The 25,636-nt window shown below is 46.3% G+C and carries 22 protein-coding genes; 19 read left to right on the forward strand and 3 right to left on the reverse strand.

From position 1 onward, the window contains the following. Nucleotides 1–344 precede the first annotated feature (344 nt). The 11 genes from MKY97_RS11910 to MKY97_RS11960 all read left to right on the forward strand — a co-directional run bounded on the left by MKY97_RS11910 (nucleotide 345) and on the right by MKY97_RS11960 (nucleotide 16,611). Nucleotides 345–1,733, forward strand: coding sequence for an extracellular solute-binding protein (locus MKY97_RS11910; RefSeq protein ID WP_342555624.1), 1,389 nt, complete (start codon nucleotides 345–347; stop codon nucleotides 1,731–1,733). 41 nt (nucleotides 1,734–1,774) lie between these two features. After that, nucleotides 1,775–3,166 (forward strand): extracellular solute-binding protein, encoded by a 1,392-nt coding sequence (locus MKY97_RS11915; RefSeq protein WP_342556305.1) that lies wholly within the window; start codon nucleotides 1,775–1,777, stop codon nucleotides 3,164–3,166. Nucleotides 3,167–3,422: 256 nt separating this feature from the next. Continuing rightward, entirely contained in the window at nucleotides 3,423–6,335 is a 2,913-nt protein-coding gene (locus MKY97_RS11920; protein ID WP_342555625.1) for an extracellular solute-binding protein, read from the forward strand. A 72-nt stretch (nucleotides 6,336–6,407) separates the two neighbouring features. After that, nucleotides 6,408–7,313, forward strand: a complete 906-nt coding sequence (locus MKY97_RS11925; RefSeq protein WP_342556306.1) for a sugar ABC transporter permease — start codon at nucleotides 6,408–6,410, stop codon at nucleotides 7,311–7,313. A 3-nt stretch (nucleotides 7,314–7,316) separates the two neighbouring features. Then, complete coding sequence (locus MKY97_RS11930) at nucleotides 7,317–8,180, forward strand: carbohydrate ABC transporter permease (RefSeq protein WP_342555626.1); 864 nt, start codon at nucleotides 7,317–7,319, stop codon at nucleotides 8,178–8,180. A 17-nt stretch (nucleotides 8,181–8,197) separates the two neighbouring features. Beyond that, on the forward strand, nucleotides 8,198–9,637 hold the full coding sequence (locus MKY97_RS11935) for a gluconolactonase (RefSeq protein ID WP_342555627.1): 1,440 nt from the start codon (nucleotides 8,198–8,200) through the stop codon (nucleotides 9,635–9,637). Then, a complete protein-coding gene (locus MKY97_RS11940) occupies nucleotides 9,624–10,247 on the forward strand; it encodes a Yip1 family protein (RefSeq protein ID WP_342555628.1) in 624 nt (207 codons plus the stop codon). Before MKY97_RS11935 ends, MKY97_RS11940 begins: the two co-directional genes overlap by 14 nt. Nucleotides 10,248–10,269: 22 nt before the next feature. Further along, the gene (locus MKY97_RS11945; RefSeq protein ID WP_342555629.1) at nucleotides 10,270–12,942 is read left to right on the forward strand and encodes a DUF5696 domain-containing protein; all 2,673 of its coding nucleotides are present in this window, start codon (nucleotides 10,270–10,272) and stop codon (nucleotides 12,940–12,942) included. Further along, nucleotides 12,939–13,838 (forward strand): sugar ABC transporter permease, encoded by a 900-nt coding sequence (locus tag MKY97_RS11950; protein WP_342555630.1) that lies wholly within the window; start codon nucleotides 12,939–12,941, stop codon nucleotides 13,836–13,838. The genes MKY97_RS11945 and MKY97_RS11950 overlap by 4 nt, the downstream gene beginning before the upstream one ends. Before the next feature lie 31 nt (nucleotides 13,839–13,869). After that, the gene (locus MKY97_RS11955; protein WP_342555631.1) at nucleotides 13,870–14,883 is read left to right on the forward strand and encodes a carbohydrate ABC transporter permease; all 1,014 of its coding nucleotides are present in this window, start codon (nucleotides 13,870–13,872) and stop codon (nucleotides 14,881–14,883) included. A 180-nt stretch (nucleotides 14,884–15,063) separates the two neighbouring features. Further along, entirely contained in the window at nucleotides 15,064–16,611 is a 1,548-nt protein-coding gene (locus MKY97_RS11960) for a glycoside hydrolase (protein WP_342555632.1), read from the forward strand. A gap of 205 nt (nucleotides 16,612–16,816) precedes the next feature. Here MKY97_RS11960 and MKY97_RS11965 read toward each other — a convergent pair whose 3' ends face one another. From MKY97_RS11965 to MKY97_RS11975, 3 genes are all read right to left on the reverse strand, one after another. Further along, nucleotides 16,817–17,128 carry a cupin domain-containing protein gene (locus tag MKY97_RS11965; protein ID WP_342556307.1) on the reverse strand — a complete coding sequence of 104 codons (312 nt, stop codon included), beginning with the start codon at nucleotides 17,126–17,128 and terminating at the stop codon, nucleotides 16,817–16,819. 111 nt (nucleotides 17,129–17,239) lie between these two features. Further along, complete coding sequence (locus tag MKY97_RS11970; protein WP_342555633.1) at nucleotides 17,240–18,067, reverse strand: AraC family transcriptional regulator; 828 nt, start codon at nucleotides 18,065–18,067, stop codon at nucleotides 17,240–17,242. 276 nt (nucleotides 18,068–18,343) lie between these two features. Then, nucleotides 18,344–18,793, reverse strand: a complete 450-nt coding sequence (locus MKY97_RS11975; RefSeq protein WP_342555634.1) for a DUF1569 domain-containing protein — start codon at nucleotides 18,791–18,793, stop codon at nucleotides 18,344–18,346. A 152-nt stretch (nucleotides 18,794–18,945) separates the two neighbouring features. Here MKY97_RS11975 and MKY97_RS11980 point away from each other — a divergent pair, with 152 nt between their 5' ends. The 8 genes from MKY97_RS11980 to MKY97_RS12015 all read left to right on the forward strand — a co-directional run bounded on the left by MKY97_RS11980 (nucleotide 18,946) and on the right by MKY97_RS12015 (nucleotide 25,621). After that, nucleotides 18,946–19,722 (forward strand): methyltransferase domain-containing protein, encoded by a 777-nt coding sequence (locus tag MKY97_RS11980; RefSeq protein WP_342555635.1) that lies wholly within the window; start codon nucleotides 18,946–18,948, stop codon nucleotides 19,720–19,722. Nucleotides 19,723–19,771: 49 nt separating this feature from the next. Beyond that, nucleotides 19,772–20,596 (forward strand): methyltransferase domain-containing protein, encoded by an 825-nt coding sequence (locus tag MKY97_RS11985; RefSeq protein WP_342555636.1) that lies wholly within the window; start codon nucleotides 19,772–19,774, stop codon nucleotides 20,594–20,596. A 14-nt stretch (nucleotides 20,597–20,610) separates the two neighbouring features. Continuing rightward, on the forward strand, nucleotides 20,611–21,558 hold the full coding sequence (locus tag MKY97_RS11990; RefSeq protein ID WP_342555637.1) for a hypothetical protein: 948 nt from the start codon (nucleotides 20,611–20,613) through the stop codon (nucleotides 21,556–21,558). Nucleotides 21,559–21,770: 212 nt separating this feature from the next. Further along, a complete protein-coding gene (locus MKY97_RS11995; protein WP_342555638.1) occupies nucleotides 21,771–22,223 on the forward strand; it encodes a GNAT family N-acetyltransferase in 453 nt (150 codons plus the stop codon). A 72-nt stretch (nucleotides 22,224–22,295) separates the two neighbouring features. Beyond that, complete coding sequence (locus MKY97_RS12000) at nucleotides 22,296–22,580, forward strand: hypothetical protein (RefSeq protein WP_342555639.1); 285 nt, start codon at nucleotides 22,296–22,298, stop codon at nucleotides 22,578–22,580. Nucleotides 22,581–22,585: 5 nt separating this feature from the next. Further along, nucleotides 22,586–23,149 (forward strand): GNAT family protein, encoded by a 564-nt coding sequence (locus tag MKY97_RS12005; protein WP_342555640.1) that lies wholly within the window; start codon nucleotides 22,586–22,588, stop codon nucleotides 23,147–23,149. Between the two features lie 296 nt (nucleotides 23,150–23,445). Then, nucleotides 23,446–24,327, forward strand: a complete 882-nt coding sequence (locus MKY97_RS12010) for an AraC family transcriptional regulator (protein WP_342555641.1) — start codon at nucleotides 23,446–23,448, stop codon at nucleotides 24,325–24,327. Between the two features lie 22 nt (nucleotides 24,328–24,349). After that, nucleotides 24,350–25,621, forward strand: a complete 1,272-nt coding sequence (locus tag MKY97_RS12015) for a sugar ABC transporter substrate-binding protein (protein WP_342555642.1) — start codon at nucleotides 24,350–24,352, stop codon at nucleotides 25,619–25,621. Nucleotides 25,622–25,636: the final 15 nt, after the last annotated feature.

Genomic DNA, 25,636 nt, shown 5'->3' on the forward strand with positions numbered 1-25,636 from the left:
ATTTCATCTGACGTTAGAGGGTTTTGTTGATTTACCCCCTTTAAGTGTTATGTTTTCCTGAAATTGTGCGGAATGAAACGACAGCGATCAAAATATTCTAAATAATAACAGAATATGTATTGACCCGATGCTTTTCATGATACTATAATGAAATGGGTTTCATGAAATCCGTTTCATTAACTCCCGATAACTTAGTAAGCGCTTTCTGCTGAAGGAGTGACTGCAGGTTTTCAAGTTCCCATACGTGACAGCCTTGTGATGAGTTAAGTCATTCGAGGAAGTCATCCAAGCGTTCTGCAAGCTTGATTCATCTTTATCTAACTTTGAGGGGGAGCGTGTGTAAGATGAAGTTTGTGAGGAAGAAAAGGTTTAGCCCGCTGGTGATGCTCACTTTACTGGTAACCATCATGGCTGGCTGCAGCGGGGGAGCGCCACCTGATACAGCAGCACAGGCACCTGCGGAGGAAAACAAAGAAGCGACGGTCGAACCCGTTCAGGAGAAACAGGAGCCGGCAGTGGATTTGAAAGGTAGAGCTGTCCGCATATCAAACTGGTGGGATGCTTCTCCCAAAGGAGACTCGGAAGCAGACGAACGCGCTCGTGAGCGAATCAAAAATGTAGAAGAGAAATACAACGTTAAAATTTCCTATTTGAATACAGATTACGGATCAACGTCCGAGAAAATTTCTTCATCGGTGATGGCAAATGAACCTTTTGCAGAGATTGTCCGGGTGCCTGACGGGTATATCTGGGGGCTCATGCAGGGCGGATTTCTTACACCACTGGATGACTATCTGAAAGATACGCAGATCAAGCCGGATGTCATCGATTCCATGCGATTCGGGACGGATAAAGTATATGGTCTGACAGGATGGTATACCCCGAATGACAGCGGAATGTTTTACAACAAACGAATATTCAAGGAAGCTGGTTTGAAAGACCCGCAGCAGCTGTTGGAAGAGGATAACTGGAACTGGGATACGATGCTGGATGCAGCCAAGAAGCTGACCGTGGACAAAAACGGAGATGGCAAGATGGATCAGTACGGTCTGTCGGGTGCGTACTACGTACTTCATGAAACGTTGATTGGAAGTAACGGCGGCAAAATGTATGACGAGGCAGCGCAAAAGGCAGCGTTTGATTCACCCGAATCTTTGGAAGCGCTTAACTTCTTGTACAGCCTGTATAACGATCATAAAGTCGTAAAGGCTAACGCCGGTAATGATTGGGAAGACCCATCCAAGTTTTTCTCTGAAGGTAACATTGCGATGTACCCTGGCGGATTATGGGAAGTCGAAGGCCGTATTCTGGATAAGTTAAAGGACGAATGGGGTTATGTTTACATGCCCAAAGGTTCAAAAGCCAAAACCTATCTGGATACAGTCAACAGTACAGAAAGTTTTGTAATTCCCAAGGGTGTAAAGGATGCCGATATCATCGTGAAAATTTGGGAGGAGCTTCAGGACTTTGACAACTGGCAGGATAATCACCGTCTGTGGTTAGAAAACATTTTGCCTGATGAAGCTTCAATTGCTAACGCGATGAATGACAATGGTCAGGTTGAACGTGTATACGGTGCTCGTGCTGGTGGATTAGGTGTCAAGGAAGCGCTGGGTAGTGTGACTGAAAAGTTTGTAAAAGGTGAAGTGACGCCCTCAACAGGTGTAGCTCAGATCATTGGACCTGCACAGGCTGGAATCCAGAAGGTGCTCAAGGGAGAAAAGAGCAAGTAAAAAAATCATTTATTTAAGGGAGGCAGCCCGTGTTGAAAAAAATGATTTCTAACCAAATGATGATGTTTGTTTTATTTGCCGCATTGATCACGATTTTGTCTGCATGCAGCGGTTCTGACAAGCCAGCCGAGCCAACTGCCAAACCAGCTGAAACGGAAACGAGCACAACGCCAGCGAAAGAGGAAGAAAAGGAAGAGGCTGCGCCAGCACCTGATTTAAATGGACGGGTCATTCGAATATCTCACTGGTGGGATGCCACACCAAAAGGGGATGCGGAGTCCGATGAACTTGCGCGTGAGCGGATTAAAATGGTGGAAGAAAAGTATAACGTGAAGATCAAGTATTTGAACACCGAATACTGGTCTACTTCTGAAAAGCTGTCTTCCTCGGTACTGGCTAACGAGCCTTTTGCAGAAATAGTCCGTATTCCCGATGGTTTCATCTGGGGACTTATGCAGGGCGGATTCCTGACACCTCTGGATGATTATCTCAAAGACACCCGGGTGGAGAAGGATGTTATTGATTCCATGCGCTTTGGAGGCGATAAGGTATATGGCCTGGAGAGCTGGTATACCCCGAATGAGAGCGGCATGTTCTATAACAAACGGATTTTTAAAGAAGCAGGTTTGAAAGACCCGCAGCAGTTGATGGATGAAGATAACTGGAACTGGAATACGATGCTGGATGCCGCCAAAAAGCTAACCGTTGACCGCAACGGGGACGGCAAAATGGATCAGTACGGTTTGGCGGGAGCACATTATGTCCTTTCAGAGATGCTGATCGCAAGCAACGGCGCTAAATTATACGATGAACAGACAGGTAAAGTGACGTTTAATTCACCCGAAGCGATGGAAGCGCTTAACTTCCTGCACAGTCTGTATAACGAGCATAAAGTGATCAAAGCCAATGGAGGTAACGACTGGGAAGATCCGGCCAAATATTTCGGAGAAGGTACCATTGCGATGTATCCAGGCGGGCTCTGGGAGATTGAAGGACGGATTGTCGATAAGATGAAGGACGAGTGGGGTTATGTCTACATGCCGAAAGGTCCGCAGGCGAAAACCTATCATGAACCATTTGGTCAGACGGCAGCTTATGTGATTCCCAAGGGTGTGAAAGATGCGGATGTCATCGTGAAGATCTGGGAGGATCTCCAGGACTTTGATAACTGGCAGGATAACCGCAGACTATCCCTTGAAAATATTTTGCCGGATGAGACTTCGATTGCGAATGCGATGAACGATGATGGGAAAGTGCAGCGCTTGTATGGCGGACGTTTCGGTGGTCTGGGCATCAAGGAGCAGCTGGACAGTGTAACTGAGAAGTTTGTTAAAGGCGAAATTACACCTTCGACAGGTGTTGCACAAGTCATTGCCCCTGCGCAGGCTGCAGTGAAAAAAGTGCTGAGCGGAGAGCAGGACAAGAAAAAATAATTTGTATAAGTTGAACTATGAAAAAACGAAGCGGTCGCCTGAGAACTTTCTGAAAGAAAGCTGCATCGGAAGCATTCGCTTGTCATCGTAGTGCTCCGTGTAAACATTTTGAGTTCAATTTATACAGCAATTTTTATCAATTGAGGCGATTGAAAAAATTGACGGCCTCATATCTGTTCTCGGTTAGCCGGGAAACAAATTTGCGGGCCGTCCATCTGATTACGTTTACGAGAGTCAGTTAAAGGAGGGGCATTGGGTGAAATTCACATTATCCCGAGTGACGATTGTTGTCGTCATGGTAATGCTCGTCGTGGTGTATGCGATATCCAGTTCCGGGGCAAGTGGTAATTCCAAAACCGGAAATCGAACATCAGATCTGAGCCGTGTGATGCCGATATCGGAATCGGCTGCTGAGGGCAGTTACGATTATTACCTGCAGCAGTATCGGAACGAGAAGCGGCCTTCAAGGGAAATTATCATTAAGGGAGCTGATTACACAGCTGCCGAAGGGATGAAGCCCGAGATGATTACGGAGCTCGGCGGCGAAACGGGCAGGTTCATAAGAACAGAGGAGAGTGGTTCCGTCGCCTGGGAAGTGGATGTTCCTGAATCAGGAATGTATCACATGACTTTGCGCTATTACCCGATTCAGGGCAAGAGCTCTGCCATCGAACGTGAATTATGGATCGACGGGAATCTGCCCTTCGCGACAGCGCGGAATATGAGCTTTCACCGGGTATGGGTCAATGAAAAAGACGAAATTGAACAGGACAACAGAGGCAATGACTTACGTCCGCGTCAGATTGAAGCACCCATGTGGCAGGAGTCCATCCTGAGAGATAAAGAAGGCTATTATGAAGAGCCGTACCAGTTTTATTTTTCAGCAGGGAAACACTCCATAAAGCTCGTCTCGACGAGGGAACCGATGGTCATTGATTCGATCAAACTTCATCATTATGAGGAACCGCCATCCTATGCCGAACTGAAGCAGGAGTACGAGCAGAAGGGATACGCGGCAACCAGCGGACATTTGATCAAAGTTCAAGGGGAGCAGGCCGCTTACAAGTCATCACCGACACTGTACCCGATTACAGATCGATCCAGCACATCGACGGAGCCGTACGATGTTTCCAAGATTAGAATGAACACGATTGGCGGAAACAACTGGCGTGTGCCGGGGCAGTGGATTGCATGGGAAATGGAGGTACCAGAGGATGGTTTATATAAAATTGCGATCAAAGGCAGACAGGAACTGCTGAGGGGGATCTACTCGACCCGGTCCCTGCAGATTGATAACAAGATTCCATTCAAAGAGATGACACAGATTCCATTTTTCTATGATTCGGATTGGCAGATGAACGTCCTAGGCAGCGAAGAAGAGCCGTATCTATTTTACTTAACCAAAGGAAAACATGACCTGCAGCTTGAGGTCAGTCTGGGAGCGATTGCGCCTCTGATCCGTCAGGTTGAAGCCAGTGTGCTTGAGATTAATGCGATGTATCGAAAAATTCTGATGATCACAGGTAATGTACCCGACCCGTATCGTGATTATCAATTAGAGAAGCAGATTCCAGATATGGTGGATGTGTTTCACGAGCAGAGTGATATTCTGAATGCTGTATCTGAAGAATTGATTCGTCTAACAGGTGAAAAAAGTGATAAAACCGCGATTTTGAATAAAACCGCTTATCAGCTGGCCGATCTCGCTAACAAGCCGGAAACCGTTCAGAAACGGTTGTCCCAGTTCAAAATCAACGTCGGCAGCGTCGGTTCCTGGCTTCTGGAAGTTCGGGAGCAGCCGCTGGAGATTGACTATCTGCTCTTGGCTTCCCCTGATGAAAAGCTGCCAAAAGCAAATGATTCGGCGTTCAGGAAAGCAGGACATGAGGTGTCGTCTTTCTTCCATTCCTTCTTCGAGGATTACGATACGATTGGCAGCACAGCAGATGAGGATAAATCCGTTACCGTCTGGATTGGTACAGGTCGCGACCAGGCGCAGGTATTAAAAGCGATGATTGATGACACATTTACCCCGCTAACGGGCATAAGTGTAAATCTCAAACTGGTCAATGCGGACGTGCTGCTTCGTGCTTCGCTTGCGGGAGAAGGCCCGGATGTGGCGATGCAGGTAGGCAATGATGTGCCGGTTAACTTCGGGATGCGTCATGCGGCAGAAGATTTGTCCACCTATCCGGGGTATCACGAGTTGATTAAACAGTTCAGAGATAGTGCCATGGTACCTTATCAATTTGAAGACCAAGTATTCGCGCTGCCGGAACAGCAAATCTTCAACATGTTATTTTACCGAAAAGATATTCTGGAGCAGCTTGATCTGGAGCCCCCGCAGACGTGGGAAGACGTGTACGCCATGATTCCGGTGCTGCAGAAGCACAACATGGAAATGGCACTGCCGCTTGCCCAAACGACAGGGGTACCGGTGCTTGAAGTGAACCGGGCATACGCAATGCTGCTCTATCAGATGGGCGGTTCATTCTATTTAGACCAGGGTGCCCGAAGTGGTATGGATACCGAAACGGGACTGGAGGCGTTCAAAGAGTGGACGAATTTTTATACGAGTTATAAGCTTCCGCTCACCTTTGATTTCCCGATGCGTTTTAGAACAGGTGAAATGCCAGTAGGCATTATGGATTATACCTTCTACAACTATTTGTCCGTATCTGCTCCAGAGATCAAGGGGCTGTGGGAGTTCATCCCGGTTCCAGGCATCAAGCAGCAGGATGGAAGCATCAAACGCGATGTGGCGAGCGGCGGCACGGCGACGGTCATGCTGAAACAATCCAAGCATAAGGATGCGGCATGGGAATTCATGAAATGGTGGGTCAGCAAGGATGCGCAGGTTCGATTCGGACGGGAAATGGAAGGTCTGATGGGAGCTGCTGCGCGCTATCCGACGGCCAACATTGAAGCACTGCAGGAGTTACCTTGGCCAATTCGCGATTACCGCAGTCTGGAAGAACAGTGGGATTGGGTACAGGGTGTTCCGGAGGTTCCTGGAGGTTACTTTACAGGTCGCCATCTGGACAATGCACTGCGTGAAGTCGTGAATAACGGTACCAATTCGACCGATGCAATCTACGATTACGTGCAGGAAATCAACTATGAAATTCAGCAGAAACGAAAAGAGTTTAAATTGGACGGAATGCGCTAGGGAGGGACTCTTTTGCAAAAGGCAGACATGGTGACCAAAACTAGTTCTCAGCCCAAGCGCACGCCTGCCGGCATGCCGGGGAAATGGGAACTCTTTGTCAGAGATATGAAGCGGGATAAGCATCTGTATGTGCTGCTATCTCCGTATATGTTGTTATTTTTATTATTTACGGTGTTTCCCGTCATCATCTCCATTTTCTTCAGTTTTACCAATTTCAATATGCTGGAGTTTCCACAATGGGTCGGCTGGGAGAATTATTCCAAGCTGCTCTGGAATGATGATGTGTTCTTAATTGGTCTCAAAAATACGATTATTTTCTCGGTAGTCACCGGCCCTGTCAGCTATATCGCCTGTTTCGTATTTGCTTGGCTGATCAATGAGCTGAATCCCAAGGTGAGAGCCTTTATGACCCTGATTTTTTTTGCGCCTTCGATTTCGGGTAATGTGTTTTTTATTTGGCAAATTATTTTCTCCGGGGATTCGTACGGTATTATGAATGGCTTCTTGATGAAAACAGGCATTCTCTATGAGCCGATTCTATGGCTGCAGGATCCGAAATATATGCTGGCGATTATTATGCTTGTGCAGCTGTGGCTCAGTTTGGGAACCAGTTTTCTGGCATTCATCGCCGGTTTGCAGACCGTGGATCGTACGCTGTATGAAGCAGGCGCCATCGATGGAGTGCAGAATCGCTGGCAGGAGCTGTGGTACATTACGCTGCCTTCGATGCGGCCTCAGCTGATGTTTGGTGCGGTGATTCAGATTACCGCGTCCTTGGCGGTTGCCGAAGTCGCTACGGCGCTGGCCGGTTTCCCAAGTGTGCAGTATGGTGCGCATACGATCGTCACTCACTTGATGGATTACGGAACGATCCGCTTCGAAATGGGTTATGCGTCTGCCATCGCAACGGTGTTATTCGGTCTGATGCTGGGTTCCAACCTGCTTGTACAAAAGCTTCTGAAGAGAGTGGGGGAATAGCAGATGAAGATAGCCCTGCGTATGAAACGAAAAATCAACCGATCTTGGCAGGTCGATATCCTGCTGTTCCTGCTGCTTGGCGGATTTGGTGCATTTATGGCAGTTCCACTCATCTATGTCATCAATAATGCGTTTAAACCACTGGATGAGCTGTTCATATTCCCGCCAACTTTGTTTGTTCGGAATCCAACGTTTGAGAACTTTTCTGATTTATTTCAGGTAATGAAAAATTCATGGGTTCCTTTTTCGAGATACATTTTTAATACGGTGTTCATTACGGCAGCCGGTACATTCGGTCATATCATTCTGGCCTCTGCGGCAGCATACCCGCTGGCGAAACACAAGTTTCGCGGACACAAGGTTTTGTTCACCGTGATTGTATTGTCCCTGATGTTCTCACCGCATGTCACGGCCATTCCCAACTATATGATCATGTCGACGCTCGGCTGGCTTGATTCGTATCAAGCGATCATTATTCCGGCTTTTGCTTATCCACTCGGCTTATATCTGATGAAGCAGTTTATGGAGCAGATTCCGGATGCACTGCTGGAGGCGGCCAAAATGGATGGTGCGAGCGAATACCGGATTTTCCTCCAGGTGGTTATGCCGCTTGTTAAACCGGCCTGGTTAACCCTGCTCATCCTGATGATGCAGATGCTGTGGGGAACGGATGGCGGCAGCTTTATCTACAGTGAGCAGCTCAAAACGATGCATTACGCCATGGGACAGATTGTTCAAGGGGGAATTGCTCGTGCAGGGGTAGGAGCTGCCGTTGCTGTCATCATGATGACGGTGCCGATCGTGACGTTTGTATTGTCGCAGAGCAATGTCATTCAAACGATGGCTTCATCCGGCATGAAGGATTAAGGGAGAGGGTGTTAGAGATGAGAGTGAAATCATGGCTAATCGTTCTGGCAGCTTCCCTGCTGATTGCCGGACTCGGACATAACCAGGCTCATGCGGCACCGTATGAGGGGTATACCTACAACTATTGGGGAGATGCGGTGAAGTCACCGATTGCTTTTCTTCCCTCTAGAGTCATCACAGGTGATGAGGCCGGAACAGGAGCTTGGCAGTCTCCGCTGGATTTATATGCTGCGAAAGATGGCCTGCTCTATGTTCTGGATTCTGGAAATGGGCGGATCGTTGTCTTAAATGAGAAATGGGAAACGGTTCGGGTCATCCAGAATTTTAAACATGACGGGAAGCAGGACAACTTTAACAATCCTGAAGGGCTCTTTGTGACGGAGGCGGGGCGAATTTACGTAGCCGATACGGATAACAGACGCATTGTAGAGCTGAAGCAGGATGGTACATTTGTCCGTGCCATCGGTGCGCCAGAGTCGGAAGTGCTTAGTGATACGTTTGAGTATTTCCCTAGAAAGGTCATCGTGGACAAAGCCGGACGAATCTATGTCGTTGGTCGGGGTGTCTTCGAAGGACTGATTGAATTTGATAGTGACGGGCGATTTACGGGATTTATGGGCACGAACCGTGTGCAGTTTGATCCGGTTGATCTGTTCTGGAAAACCGTATCCACCAAGGAGCAGCGCGAGAAAATGATTCGGTTTATCCCGCTCGAGTTCAACAACGCAGACGTGGATGATGGCGGGTTTATCTACACCACAACAGCGGACAAAAATACAGCTTCAGCAGTCAAAAGGTTGAATCCGTCCGGTATTGACGTACTTCGGGTCAACGGTGAATTTGCACCAGTCGGAGACTTGACCTTCAATCGCTCTTCCTTCGTAGATATCAAGGTGTCCAGTAACGGCGTCTATCGCGCGCTGGATTCAACAAGAGGACGGGTGTTCACGTATAACGAGGATGGCAATCTGCTGTATGTCATTGGTCAGCTTGGCAATCAGATCGGTACGTTTAAAAATCCGGTTGCCATTGAAAGCTATGGTGATGCGGTCTATGTGCTGGATCGGGATCTCGGCCGGATTACGGAATTCAAGGCGACCACCTTTGGAAGTTTGGTTAACGAAGCCAATCGGCTCTACAGCTCGGGCAAACATACAGAAGCCGCCAAGTTGTGGCAGGAGGTACTGCGCCTTGATGCCAACTATGAGATGGCTTACGTCGGTATCGGCAAATCCATGCTGCGAGAAGGAAAATACAAGGAAGCGATGACCTATCTGAAGCTGGGGAATGACCGTGAATATTATTCCAAAGCATTGGCGAAATATCGGAGAGAGTACATGCGGGAATATTTCGGAATGTACATGACGATAGCCATCGGGCTGCTGGTCGGTGTGATCCTCTGGCGCCGAATATGGAGAGCAAGAAACGAGAGGGGGATCGGAGATGTCGTTAATTAAAGAACTCAAATACTCGCTGCATGTTGCGGTGCGTCCTTTCGACGGATACTGGGATTTGAAATATGAAAATAAAGGAAGACTTCGTGTTGCACTGCTGGTGCTGCTTGCTGTGACCGTAACGATGATCCTGAAGCGGCAGTTTGCCGGATATGTTGTCAATGACAACTACCCGCTTTCGCTCAACAGTGTTAACGAGTTCAAATATATCGTGCTCCCATTCCTTCTCTGGTGCATTTCCAATTGGTCGCTGACCACACTGATGGACGGGGAAGGCAAATTCAAAGACATCGTCATTGCAGCGGGATATGCGATGCTTCCGCTTATACTGGTCAACATTCCCAATATTTTGCTGAGTAATGTGATCACGCTGCGTGAATCTTCTTTTTATTACCTGCTTGATTCGTTCGGTGTCATCTGGTTTGTGTGGCTGCTTTTTATCGGAACCAAGACGGTACATCAGTATTCGGTCATGAAAACGATGATGACCATGCTGCTTACGCTGGTTGTGATGGGTGTTGTCATCTTCCTGGGCCTGCTTTTCTTTAGCCTGATCCAGCAAATTATCAGTTTCGGTTATACCCTCTTTCAGGAGATTACACTGCGCGAATAGGAGAAGAAAGGAGGTGCCTGATATGAAAAAAAAGCGTACTGCATTGGCTGCGGCTATCCTCGCTGCAAGCTTGTTCATGTCTCAAAATGTTAACTATGCGGAATCCGTATCGGAACGGGTGGCAGCCACATCTGGCGATTCACAAGAGACGAGTAAGAATACATCTGTTGAGTCGTCTGAAACACAACAAGCTTCATCGGAGCAGGAGTCTACGGCGGCGAATCCTGAACACGAGGGAAAGGAGCAGTCTGCTGCAAGCAACTCGGGAGGGAATACAGCGTCTGCGAATCAACAGAAGAACGGAGCCGCAGCTGTTCCTGAAGGGATGGAAGCTGCGGCAGAGAATGACGGTCTGATTCTGTATTTAAAGCCGGAAACGACAGAGATTGCGATCAAGGATAAGCAGAACGGAGCCATGTGGTTTTCCAACCCGCAGGATCGTGAACAGGATGCCATCGCTACCGGTTATAACAAGTCCCAGCTGAATGTGCAGTTTGAATTGACGTATTACGATAATACGGGCAATGCGCTCAAATACGATAATTTTACGCACAGTGTAGAAAGCGGTCAGTTTGAAGTTGAAAAAGTAGAGGACGGCTTCAACATCGTTTACACGCTGGGTGAAGTCAAAAGTGATATTGAAGCCATCCCTAAATATATTAGCGAGGAACGATTTAACACGTTGATTCTCGCGAAACTGGAGGAGAAGGATCAGAAGGAGATCGAGAAGCGCTTTAAGTATGATGAACAGAATAAGCGCTACGAAAGACGGGACTCTTCCCTGAAAGGTGTAGGTTTATCCAAAGTAACCAAAATTTTTGAGTCCATCAACTATGACGAGGCACAGATCGCAATAGACAAAGCGGCCTACGGTGAAGAGGAAAACGGGAGCGAAAGTGTCGTTGTGCCTGTCCACTATCGGCTGGAGGAAGGACGTTTGCGTGTATCCATCCCGGAGAACGGTATCCAGTACCCGGATACGATGAAGATTCAATCGTTGTCTCTACTTCCGTTTTTTGGAGCCAGCGGACCAAAGGACAAAGGATATAGTCTGGTACCGGACGGATCGGGATCGCTGATTTATTTTAATAATAAAAAAACATCGGTATCCCCATACAGCACAGCCCTGTATGGCAGCGATCATGCCGTGAACCAGCTTACCCAGATTCAGAAGGAACAGATAGCGAGAATACCAGTGTTTGGCATGAGTTATGGAGATAAAGGGTATCTTGCGGTCATCGATAAAGGCGATGCGGTCGCATCGGTCGAGGCGGATGTCAGCGGCAGATTGAATCAGTACAACACCGTGCATTCAAGCTTTGCGCTGAGCAGCATGGAAGAGGTTACCCTTACGAATGGCTGGCGTTCCAGCACAGTCAAACGGTTTCAGGCGCAGCCTTTTCATAACGAGATGGCCGTGGTCTATCAATTTCTGGGCGCAGATCATGCGAGCTATTCCGGCATGGCCGCTGCCTATCGGGAATATCTGACGGAGCAAAAGAAACTCACCCGTTTGGCTGATGACACTAAACTGCCTTTCTACGTGGAACTAATCGGGGGTATTCCGAAGAAAAAATTTTTCCTCGGCATCCCGTACAATGCCTATGAACCACTGACGACGTTTGAAGAGGCACAGGATATTTTGAAAGAAATGCAGAGCCTTGGTGTGAAGGACATCCAGCTTCGCTACTCGGGATGGTTTGGCGGAGGCATCCATCACGATATGCCGAAGTCTATCGATGTTGACAAGAAGCTTGGTGGCACTAAAGGTTTGCACAGCCTGCAGGCCTATGCACAGCAGCATGGTTTTGGATTCTACCCGGATGTATCCTTCCTGGAGGCGTTCCCGGAAGCAAAAGGATTCAAAAAATCATATGCTTCACGCCAAATTACGGGCAAACTTGCGCAGTTGTTTCCTTACCGGATCTCCACCTTTACGCGGGATGATGAAGTTTCTCCGGGATATGTCATCAGTCCGGAGGCGGTGCCAGGCATTGTGAGCGGATTTTTGCAGGATTACAAGCAAATGGGGCTTTCGGGTCTATCCCTTCGGGATTTAGGTGAGCAGCTGAATTCCGATTTTAACCGCGCTAACGTGATCAATCGCGAGCAGGCCAAAGAAGTTGTGAAGCAGCAGCTTGAGCAGATACAGAGTTCGGGGGCAGCCCTTCTTGTGGAAGGCGGCAATAGTTATGCAGGTCCGTATGCCAGACATATTGTGGATGCACCTGTGAGCAGCAGTGGGTTTAACATCACGGATGAAGCGGTGCCTTTTTTCCAAATGGTATATCACGGCTATGTACAGTACACAGGAAAAGCATGGAACATGGCCGATGATCAGGACTCCCATATGCAGATGCTGCGGGCCATCGAAACCGGATCGGCACCGTATTACACGTGGTTTTATGCAGATCCATCCGCGATCAAACTGACAAGTTTTGATGCGTTATTTTCAGCCGATTATCGGCGCTGGATTCAGGAATCTGCTGCCCGCTATCAGGAACTCAGCAGCGTACTGCAGGATGTACAGAATCAAAGCATCGTTAAACATGAGAAGCTGAGCAAGGGCGTTTATCAAACGACTTTTGAAAAAGGCAAAACAGTCATTGTGAATTACAATGACACCGCTGTGGATCTAAACGGCATACGTGTGGCAGCGAAGAGCTACCAGGTAGGAGGTGACATGCCGGAATGAAACTGAAGAAACTATCTCTAGAGCAAAAAAACAGATATTACGGTTTGTATTTTATCCTGCCTTGGTTCATCGGTTTTCTGCTTCTGTTCATGGTGCCGCTGATCTCTTCGTTCCGATACAGTCTCAGCAATCTGCAGGTGTCCAATGAAGGGTTTACGCTCGAGTATATCGGTTTGGCTAATTTCCGTGAGGCGCTGTTCTCTCATGAATCCTATGTGAGGATGTTAACGGAATCCGTGATCAATATTGTCGTGAATACCCCGTTAATTATTATTTTCAGCCTGTTTTTTGCCGTGATTCTGAACCAGAAGTTTCATGGCAGAGTGCTGGCGAGAGCGATTTTTTTCCTTCCGGTCATTCTGGCCTCGGGAATTATTGCGAGTATTGAAAACGGGGATTTGATGCAATCCGTTGTGCGCAGTGCCAACGACATGACGGGCGGTGGACTTTCCGTGATGAAAAATCTGGATCTGACCATTATGCTGCTTGAATCCGGCATGAGTCCCATTATTGTAGAATATCTCACAGGTGCGGTAAGCCGAATTTACGAAATTGTCAGTCAGTCCGGCGTTCAGATTCTGATTTTCCTTGCGGGTCTGCAGTCGATCTCTCCATCACTGTATGAAGCGGCCAAAATTGAGGGATCAACAGGCTATGAAGCCTTTTGGAAAATAACGTTCCCGATGCTGAGCCCATTAATTCTGACGAATCTGGTCTACACCATTGTGGACAGCTTCATCAGTGATCAGACGAGTCGGCTGGTGGTGGATACGGCCTTCAAGAGCTTTAACTTTGGACTCAGTGCGGCGATGTCCTGGATGTATTTTGGCGTGATTGCCCTGATCCTGTGGGTAACGACTGCTCTTGTGTCCCGCAAGGTCTTTTATCAAAATTAGCGATGTCTGAACAAGAAAAAGGAGGCCTGACATGAAGACTGAAACCGCAGCAGGACAGCCGCCTGCGAAGAAGGAATGGCTGGAGCGCCTGGGTTCCACGGCCTACTGGTTTGAAGCGATTAAAAAGTGGGCGTGGATTCTGGTTCGGTTTGTCCTGATCTTTGGCATATCATTTGTCATTCTATATCCGATTTTGCTGAAAATATCGATTTCCTTTAAAAGCATGTCCGATCTGTATGATCCCACGGTGATCTGGATTCCGCGCACGTTTACATTGGAAAACTTTAAACTGGTCTTTACGGCGATGAATTATCCCAGCGTGCTGATGAACACGCTATGGTTGTCTTCTGCGGTGATGCTGCTTCAGACGATAACCTGTGTGCTGGCAGGTTACGGGTTTGCAAGAATCAAGTTCAGAGGCAGCGGTTTTCTGTTTGCTGCCGTAATCTTCACCATTTTGGTGCCTTCCCAGACGATCATGATTCCGCTCTATCTGAATTTTAAAAATTTTGACGTCATGGGCTTGATCGAACTGTTTCGCGGCAGTCCGGCTAATCTGATTAATACGTATTGGCCGTTTCTGATCTCTGCAGCACTCGGAATGGGCGTGAAAACAGGTTTGTATGTTTACATTTTCCGCCAGTTCTTCAGAGGTATTCCGCGTGAGATTGAAGAGGCGGCATACGTGGATGGCGCAGGATATTTCAAAACGTTTGGACGTATTATTTTGCCGAATGCGATACCTTCCATGGTTACGGTCATGCTGTTCTCGTTCGTATGGCAGTGGAATGACTCATTCTTCACCAACATGTACCTGAACGAACCGAAAGTCATGTCGTCGATGATGTCGTCCTCCGGATTTACGATTGCTACGTATCTGACAGGCGGGGGGCAGGCCGCGGCATCCTATACGCAGGATCCATTTTTCATGTCCATGATGATGAATACAAGTGTACTGATGGCGATTCTGCCGCTTATTATCATCTATCTGTTCGTGCAGCGTCACTTTGTTGAGAGTGTGGAACGTTCAGGGCTTGTAGGATAAGAGCAGACGGAACAGGTCACGAACTGCTGATTTTACTTGTTAATTTGTAAGGTCATTGAATTGAGAGGAGGCTGTCTGAGTAGTATATGGCAGTCTCTAATCGGTTTCTATTTCACTACAATGCAGCGGCTCGCTGGTACAGATGTTAAATAAGTAGATTCGAAAAGAGGAGGATGAGAGATGCAGGGAGATAAGCATGTATCCGAAGTGAAGCTGGATGCACAAGTCAGGATCAATGGGGAGACATGTTATCAGAGTGTAGACAATTTTGGTGCGTCGGATGCGTGGTCGATGGAACCGCTCGGGAAACACTGGAGCGAGGAGAACAAAGTACAGATTGCCGATCTGTTATTTTCCAGAGAAAAAGGAATCGGGTTGTCCGCTTGGCGCTTCAACATAGGCGCAGGCTCAACAGAATCGGATCAGGATCAGATTCCTGACCCGTGGAGACGGGTAGAGGCTTTCAAAATGTCGGAGGAAGATGAATATGATTGGAGTAAACAATCGGGTCAGCAGTGGTTTCTTCAGGCTGCCCGTGAGCGGGGCGTCGAAACACTCATTGCTTTTGTCAACAGCCCTCCGGTTTGGATGACCAAAAATGGTCATGCGCAGCCTGATCCTGAAGTTGGTTCAACCAATCTGAAGCCAGGTTATGAAGGGAAGTTCGCCGCTTATCTCATTGATGTGTTAGAGCACTTCAAGCAAAATGGGGTTGCCTTCGACTACATCAGTCCCATTAATGAGCCGACCTGGGATTGGAATCAGGCTTGGCAGGAGGGGAATCGTTACAATAACGATGACCTGAAGCAGGTGATTCTCGAACTGTACCGCCAGCTGCAGCAGACGGAGCTGCAGACGCGGATCAGTGCACCAGACGGTGTGGAAATCACGTCGCTGCTGGACGATGAATATTATCGTCAATTCGCGGGCAGCGGCACGTATTCCAGCGGAGCTAACAAGCTCGGGACAGGGAAGTATCGTGAATACATAAAGGACATGATCGGTGATCCCCGGGTGAAAGAAGCCATAGGAAATAAGATCGCTTCCCACTCATACTGGTCTGACTACAGCAATCCCGGGGACGATCGGTTGGTTAGACTGAGGAAGCTGCTGTACACCAACCTGAAACATTATGATGAAGAGAGCAAGTACTGGGTAACGGAATACTGCATTCTGGGCGATTATGGTCCTGGACGTGATTTGGGTATCGAGCCTGCGCTGCATGTTGCGAGAACGATTCATTTTGATCTTGTGGAAGCGAGTGCAGCTGCTTGGCAGTGGTGGACTGCAGTTTCCAAAGTAGATTACAAGGATGGATTGATCTATACGAACTATAAGGAAACTGGCGACGAGCAAAATATACTGACTTCTAAAATGCTGTGGGTGCTCGGCAATTACAGCAGATTCATTCGGCCTGGCGCGAAGCGAGTAGACTTAACTGGGCTTGGTGAAGAAGCGGACAGCGGATTGCTCGGCTCGGCCTATATCCATGAGGGAGAACAGACAGTCACAGCTGTTTTTGTGAATCACGGTGAACAGGACAAGTGTATTCAGGTTAACCTTCATCAGCTGGGTTTGAGAGGCCCCATTATCACGATGGAGTCCTATGTGACGAATGCAGAATTGGATCTAAATTGTCAGGAGAGGATTACAGCTGCGGAAGAAGAGCAGTCTTTTATTGTCAATATTCCGGGGAAATCCGTTGTGACCCTCACTGGCTGTGCATAAAAAATAGAGAGTAAAGAGTAAAGAGTAAAAGTATAAGTAAAAGTTAAAGTTTAACACCAATCGTCACATCATGAAGCTGGGTAGAAGCAGCACTGCGTATTGAACCGTATTTGTCATGGTTTTCTAAATGATTAATGATTAGAGTGTTTATATAGACGTTATGTCCAGTAAAAAAAGAAAGGAGCATGGTGAGCTCCTTTCTATGTTATGCCTGTTTAGGCTCCATCAGCATGATATGACATTCGCTCTCGGCAGAAGGTTTGATTTCAAGTCCCTTTGGAACCACAAACATTTCGCCCTTGGCAATTTTCACTTGACCCTCACGCAGATCAATGATCATTACTCCATCAAGCACAACGAATAATTTATCTGTTTCTTCATGAGCATGCCATTCGTATTCTCCGATCATTTTGACGAGTTTAAATTGATAGTCATTCATCTCACCAATATATTTTGGAGACCAATATTCCGTAATTTTAGTTCGTTCCTCCATCGGTTTTATAATTTGATACTGCATCATCATTCCTCCTTCTGTTATCTAGACTTTCTGTCTGTTCATTGAAGTTCTCTAAGCTTGTCTATAAGTATACGAAGCTCTTCCTTCATTTCAAATGGACGGCTGCTGAAGTCAGGATGGATTATTGATGAATCTTTGACGATATACGGCAGGAGAACAGCCCACAAGTTTCTTGAACACTCTGCTGAAATAATATGCATCATGAATACCAACAGCTTGTGCAATATGATGTATCGCTTCTTGGCTCGTAAGCAGTATCTTTTTGGCCATCTTGATACGGTATTGGGACAGATATGCTGCCGGACCCATACCCGAATGTTTGGTGAAGACGTACGAGATCCGGTTGCGATTAACACCAAACTGTTCTGCCAGTGATGAAGTGGTATGATTTAAATAATAGTTTTCATGGATGTAACGGGAGATCTGCTCAAACAAGGTAGAAGAGTCAGATTTGGTTTGTCGATGTACAGCAGACACGAGGGTTTCATTCAGTACATCACGAAATAACATTTCCGTTTGAAACTTCGAAAGACCTCCACGCTGATTATACACTTGCCAGAGCTGCATAATCAGTTCTGTAAGGCGAGGGGATTGCCCCGTTGGTAATTCAAAATGCTGGTTGGAAAAGCTTGATCCTTCAAGCGCTGAACCATACGTCTCGTATAAAACAAGAATGTATTCCCAGTGGGTGTTGTGGAATGTTTTTTTAGCCAGTTTCATTCTGGCACCACCGTGAACGACTTTTCCCGGCGAAAGAATATAAGGCATCTCATTAAATTGGAATTGGATCTTTCCTGTGAGAGGAAACACAAATCCGGGATAAGAATCTGTGTAGTCAGCGTGCGGCACGCCAGGGATTCGGGCATACCGATAGATTCCTTTAACCTGAAAAGGAGTATGAGCAAAATGCTCTGCTAGTTGATTAACGTCTATGTTCACATGACCTGCCCCGTTTCAAATGTGCTTAGCGTTTACTTCTGGAGTAATGGTGTGATACTGCTTCCACATTATTGATAATCATTATCAATGTCAAGCGGAACGGAATGATCATTTTGTAAACAGGAATGATACGAAGGGAGCGAGGCAGGCCTTCTTATGCTATAAACGATAAAAATAAAAAATAGGAAGCTTATCCTATTTTTAGATAGTGAAGTTGGTACAGTATAGGAGGGGATGATGAGCATCTGGAAAAGGACTACGGAGAAGGGATAACAGTTAAACCCCGAATTGCTGCAGGTGATGATCCAAATGTTTGTAGATTCCTTGACCCCACTGCTCGGCGGTTAATTTCCCGAAGAAAGGATGGGGGTGGCGGGAGCATTGTGCCCGGCCGTTTACTTGAAAAGTGGTAATCTGCTGTTTCAGTTTTTCTTTCTCTGTCCCAAACACTCGATCATCATCCACAACGATCGTCGGAATTGTCGACATATTATGCGGTAATGGCTTTTCATTATAGAACATCGGCTTGGCAAACCGCCCAACAAGTCTTCCAAGCAGTCCTCTAGGCGGAAACGTGTTCCCTAAGGGAATATCATGAAAAGCGGAGCAGTGAGCCAGCATTTGAGAAACCTGCATCGTTCCCCATTCAGGTGCGGCATCTTCCTTAAGCTGATCAATACGCGCAGTAATTGCAGCTGCATGCACGGGATTAAAAATACTTTTCACAGGAGCACCCCTATTCTTCACGAAATGATGCTGCTAACCGGATTGATTCCATTATTAATAGATTTATTCTCTTATGTTCAAGAATAATAAGATATGGTAAGTTTAGTCAATATAAAATAAAACAAAGCTGATAGTCATGGGAGGCTGCTGGAATGGAAAACAAGGAAACGTTTAATTTTGTAGCAGGTGAATATGATCGGTACAGACCCGTTTATCCAAGTGCGATGTTTGATGACATTTTTACATACCTGCAGATGAACAAAGAAGATCCTATACTTGAAATCGGATGTGGAACGGGACAAGCGACAGGCGGATTAGTGAGCAAGAATTATACGAACATTACCTGTATTGAACTCGGCAGTAACCTCGCAAAGTTCACCGCAGACAAATTCAAGGCATATCCCTCGATCCAAGTGATTAACACTTCTTTTGAGGACTGGAATAACGAAGGAAAGCAATTTCAACTAATCGTATCAGGAACAGCCTTTCACTTCATTGATCCTGAAATAGGTTATCGTCGTGCTTGGGAACTGCTTGAGAATACAGGGGGGATTGGCCTTTTTTGGACGATTCATGTACCTGGCTTTGATCAGCTGCACAACGAAATTCGTTCCCATTACGCAGCACTGGCTCCTCATCTCGATGATGCCCGGTATCCATCACCTGATGAAGTCATTCAGGAGCGCAGACAAATGACAGAGCAATCCGGTTGGTTCACGGATATTGTCGTTAAGGAGTACAACTGGACTCAGTCTTGTTCAAGTGAGGAGTACGCTGCGCTGTTAAATACTAATTCTAAGCATCAGCAGCTTTCTGAGGAAGTTCGGGGTTCACTACTGGAGCGAATCAAAAATTCGATTGATCATGCAGGTGGGACGATAGATAAACAGCACAAGGTTGCTCTTTTCCTGGGAAAGAAGAAAGTATAGATATATTAATTTCTGTACCATTCCAAATGAAGAAGGAGAGAGAAATATTATGAGTGATCAGCGTTCAACATATAATATTCAAACAGCCGTATTAGGTTTTGAGGAGGAATTGGAAAGGTTAAGGATGCAGGCAGTCATGGGATGGTCCAAAGAATTCCGGAACTTAGAGTGGTATGGTTTGAAAAATGGGATGCGCGTATTAGAGGTTGGAAGCGGACCTGGTTACATCACAGAGCAATTGTTGAACAGCCTGCCGCACAGCGCAATTACTTCGCTGGAGATTGATCGTTCTTTACAAGCGGAGGCCAAAGAACGACTGAAAGATGTCCCCACTGAGCGATTGCAGTTTGTGGAATCTTCCATCTATGAGATGGAGCTGCCTGATCATTCTTTCGATTTTGTCGTGGCAAGACTTATCTTCCTTCACTTGAACAATCCTGCCGAAGCTGCACAGGAGATACTGCGCGTACTGAAGCCTGGCGGCCGCCTTGCCATTATTGATGTGGATGATGGCATTTTTGGAGCGGTAAATCCGGATGTACCGGCTCTCCACACGGTATTAATGAAAATTTCGGACTATGTTTCACAGCATGGCGGGAATCGTTTAATTGGCAGAAGCCTGCCGCGGCTGCTTTCCGAGAATGGTTACGTCGATGTTGACATCGATGCTGTGCTGCAGCACAGTGATGTACTGGGCATTGAAGGTTTCAAACATCAGTTTAATCTCGATCGTTTTATACATTTTGCTGACAAAGGGATCATCAGCGCGGAGGAGTTCGCCCAGCTGCAGCAGGCCTCCGAAGCAATCAATCACTCGCCTGAAGCCTATGCCATGATGAATTTCATAACCGCCTGCGGCATGAAGCCGCTATAAAAAGGAGGATCAGGATGAATATCATTCATGCTTTTCAAGATACAGTAGTTCGAGGGGATCATAGGGGCATGATCGACTTATTGAAAAAATATGAACAATCCAGCAAACTGTCTGTTAATGAACGCGGATGGGTATATTGGAATGTTTCAGACGGCTATGCCTTGTTAAGAGAGCCGGAGCCGCTGTACGCTAATCACCGGGCCTTTTTCGAATGGGGCAAAGAATACCTTGCCCCCGAACAGCTGCACTGGATCGTTTCCGATTCAACGCAAGCGCTATCATTGTCTCTAGGTCATTATTTTGATTATTGGATTGACTGGTATCAGTATGCTTGTACTCATGCACCAAAGCTGGAATGTAACCGGGGTGTTCGATTTGAGAGCCACCGGGCATTATGCGGGACCTTCTGGGTATTAGAGAGGTACAGTGCGATGGCCGATGCACTGGAAAACATGAAACAGCTCATTGAAGAAGATGAGCTGTGGTCCAATATTCTTTTTGCCCGGATTACATATTACAAACAGCGTCTGGCTTATCTGTATCATTCAAGTGATGATGAAAGAGCTGAAGCGGATCTGCTTCTGGATGAGACAATGCATTTGGTAGACAAGATCGACTGGTCTTTATTAAAGCCGGTCAAAGACAATCATATTATAGGCAGCTGGGAAGACCTTAACACTGCAAGAAACTCAGAGAGAGATATCCATATTGCTTTAAATAATCTGGCATGTATTCTGGCAGATATTAATAAGACCGGGCAAAGTGTGAAATTGTTTAGACAGCTGCAGGACAGCGGGTATGCCTTGAATGGATATGCTTTTTCCAAGTATATATATGGAGTCTGGAAGGCGGAAGGGACGAGAGCGGTTCAAAAAACGTTAGCTGCCAATGATCATAAAATCTCTGAGCTTATGCAGCACAGCCCTGTACTCTCTGAGCTTAAAGATCAGCTGGGAGTCTAACCAGAAGCGAACTTCTGTCAATATGAGGAAGTAAGAAAGAAGGAATGGCTGCGAAGATTAAAATGGACCCTGCAGACCAGCTTTGGCTTGAACTAATGGCAAACATGCTTTGATTTGAGACGTTGAAATGGTTTGAATTCCCTGAAAGGAGTGATGTGGTATGAGACGGCAGTTGAATACGTGCATAAGAAAACATTCAGGAGGAATTTCAAATGACTATTCAGGTAAGACCTGTTTCGACGGATGATTGGTTTGCTTGTACCCGGCTGGAGGTAAGTGAAGAACAGAAAAAATGGTTCCCGGCACCGGTTGTTTACTGGATGGCTGAATCCAGATTTGTTACAGACTTTCATCCCATGGCAATCTATAAGGACTCGAATCTGGTCGGTTTTGCAGTGTACTCTGATCAGGTGCATGACGCGGGAGACTACTGGCTTCCAGCTTTGATGATCGACAGCAAGTATCAGGGCAGAGGATATGGAAAAGAAAGCCTCCTTGCTTTGGTGCAGTGGATGCAGAGGACATTGAACTGCGAACGCATTATCATTGGACATAGACCTGAGAATCGGGCTGCAGGTGCGTTGTATGAATCCTTTGGCTTCCAACGTGTAAGTGAAGAGCTTATCGATGGTGAGGTGGTTCGAGCCTTCCGCTGTCGTATATAAACAGCTGAATAACAGTTCTGAGGCTGATGATATCACATGGGATAGGTTTTTAGAAAGGAGAGTCAGGCGAAGATGAAATTGTTCAAAAAGCTGACCTTCTGGTTTGTGCTTTTCTCGCTGCTGGTGTGTTTCAACAATCTATCCGGTAATGATGATAAAAATATTTTGATTTATTTGACGAATCCAATGAATTCCCTGCTAAACGGATGGCTGACTCACATCAATACGAACCCGGAAACAACGTACTTGTTTAAGCCGCTCATTTGTGGATTGCATCTGCTTTTTTGGACCGGACTGGGTCTGGTCATCGATACGTTAATAAAGAAGGATAAGGCGAGAAGACAATCGGGGAGGTAACGACGATGGCTCGTATATATGGAGAACGAATCGTACTCAGAGAATACCAGGATGACGATCTGCAGTATATGAGACAATGGGTCAACGACCCGGACATTACTGCAAATTTATCAGACAATTTCTTGTACCCTCATTCGAGTTATGAGACCGAGTCCTTTTTTCAAACGATGGCTCAGGGGAAGGCCGCTAATAAAAGTTTTGTTATCGGAGCGAGAGAATCACTTGAATATATAGGTCAGATTGACCTGTATAAAATAGATTGGAAAAATCGTTTTGCTTCGTTAGCTATCGTGATTGGAAGAAAAGAGTATTTGGGCAAAGGATACGGCAGCGAAGCGATCCGCATGCTCCAGAAGTTCGCTTTCGAAGAACTCAATCTGAATCGCTTGGAACTTGAAGCGTATGAGTATAATCAGTCGGCTCATAAGTGTTATGTTCAATGCGGATTTCAAGAAGAAGGCCGCTATCGGAACAAAATATATAAGAGTGGAACATATCGGGACAGCATCGTGATGAGTATTTTGAAGCACGAATATGAACATCGACTGCATACAGAAGCTCTGTCTTAATCTGGATCAGCATCGAATATCAACCTAAAACTTAAATCTCAGTATCCATCTCAATATCTGTGTCCATATTAGTTTAGTACCGCTTGACAGCCTTAGGGCTGCAAAGCGGTTTTTTTGTTTCCGGCATGCCGCCATATGAAATTCTTTCTTTCATTTGCAACAATTGTGATCAACAATACAGCAATATTGTTCAGATTAGTTCGAAATAACTGTGATACAATTCATTGTAAAGCGCTATCATTTTAAATTATTAAACTATATTGCTATTTATATTCTGAGAAGGGAGATCTTTATGAATGTTAACCATACACACCCCGACGAATATGGCACTGCAGGAAAATGAAGTTTATGTGCGCTCGGAAGCAGACAATTTTCAGGATGAATGGCCTGTTCACACGCATAACGGGTATGAGATTCACTATTTTATCCAAGGGGATGCGACCTTTCTAATCGGTGATCGAATCTACAAGCCGAAGCCCGGAGACATGTTCATATTTAAAGGAGGCGTACCCCACCGGATTAACCCTTCTAGAGAGATTGTATACAAGCGGAGCTTTGTTAATTTTACGGAACTGCTGCTGCTCGACCTGCTTGAACTTAGTCAATTGGATAATCTGATATCCATATTTCACCATCCAAACGGACTATTGGTGCACTGGTCCCTTGAAGAGCGCGAGTACATTACCAATACATTTAAGGGAATTAAAGAGGAAATGGATGCCCGCAGCGCGGGATGTAAAACTATGGTGAAACTGATCCTTACGCAGCTGCTGCTGCGGATTTACCGGAAAATGAACAGCGAGCAGTCCGTTGATCCCATCTTACTCTCATCACAGAAACAGACCAGTGTAAGCCGGGTTCTGCATTATCTAAACCAGAACTATGCGGAGAATGTTTCACTCGATGAGCTGTCCAAAACACTGCATTTGAATAAATACTACATTTGTCATTCTTTTAAAGAGACGACGGGATATACCATCAGCAATTATGTCATACGCAAAAGGGTGGCAGAAGCCAAAAAGCTGCTGCTGTCGACGGATGCATCGATTTTGGCGATCTCCGAGACATTGGGCTTTAATACCCCTGTGTATTTCAGCAGAGCTTTTAAACAATATGTGGGGGTTTCACCACAGTTGTTTCGTAAAAACGAACTGCTTAGCGCAGTGAAAAACCACTAATTCCTCTCAAGGAGATGTTGATATGAATAGAAAAATGAAGTTTAAAATACGCATCAGTGTTCTATTAACTGTAGTGCTCATGATGCTGACTGCTTGCGGTAATGCAGGTAACAACGCAAATGGAAAAGGGGCTGCTCTCGATTTCTTATGGTTCTCTGATGGAAAAGAAGGAGAAGTGATCAAAGAAATCATTAAAGAATACGAGCAGAGCGGCAGCAATGTGAAAATCAATCTGATTGAAGTCGGCTTCAAGGATGTCCAGACCAAATTGAAAACGATGTTATCAGGTGGCAAGCCGCCTGCCCTGGCCCGGGTGACGGATACGGGATCTTTTGCAAATCAGGCAGTTGATCTCACCCCTTACGTGGAGAACGTGGAACAATTCCAGGATCAATTTATTGACTCTCTCAAACCTTATTATGTTATGGATGGCAAATTGGCAGCAGCGCCGATGGATGTCACGGCAAATGGATTGATATATAACAAAACGTTATTTGATAAAGCCGGTGTCAAAGTACCCACTTCTCCGGAAGAGGTATGGACGTGGGATGAATATATCGCTGCATTAAAACAGGTGATGGACAAAGGTGGAGCACGATATGGAATGGTTTGGGATGTCACTCCACATCGGTGGTCCACGCTGCTGTACCAGCATGGCGGAAGCATCTTAACGGAGGATGGCAGTGCGGCAGCGATTAACAGTGAGGCAGGAATCCGTTCCATGGAGATGTTCAAGCAGCTTCATCAAGAGGGGATCATGCCTGATTCGGTATGGCTGGGTGGAGAGAATCCGAATAACTTGTTCCGTTCCGGTACGGTAGCAGCTCACTGGGCTGGCAACTGGATGATCAGCAATTACAAGGATATTACCGACTTCGAGTGGGGCGTGACCTACATGCCCAAAGGAACACAGCGTTCTTCCGTTCCGGGCGGAAAGTTTCTTATGGCTTTTAAGGGAAGCGGACAGGAGCAGCAGGCTGCCGAATTTATCGAATATTTAACGTCCAAAGAAGTAAATTCCAAATATAATCAGGAGTCGCTCTTCATGAGTCCGCGGAAGGACAGTGCTGCTTTGAATTATGAATTTGGGAAGGACATGTTTGAAATGTTCTCGGACGAGTTGAAAAACAGTTCGCCGCTTGCAGCGAACGACTGGTCCAGACAGACGCTGATCTCCAAAATTTCAACGGATTTGAAAAATCATATTATGGACGTGTTATCCGATAAAGCAGCTCCACAGGAAGCACTGGATCAGATGGCTAAGCAGATTAATGAAGCCATTGGCAGTCAATAAAATGCTAGGCCGGAC

The sequence above is a fragment of the Paenibacillus sp. FSL R7-0652 genome (assembly GCF_038595045.1).
GTDB lineage: Bacteria > Bacillota > Bacilli > Paenibacillales > Paenibacillaceae > Paenibacillus.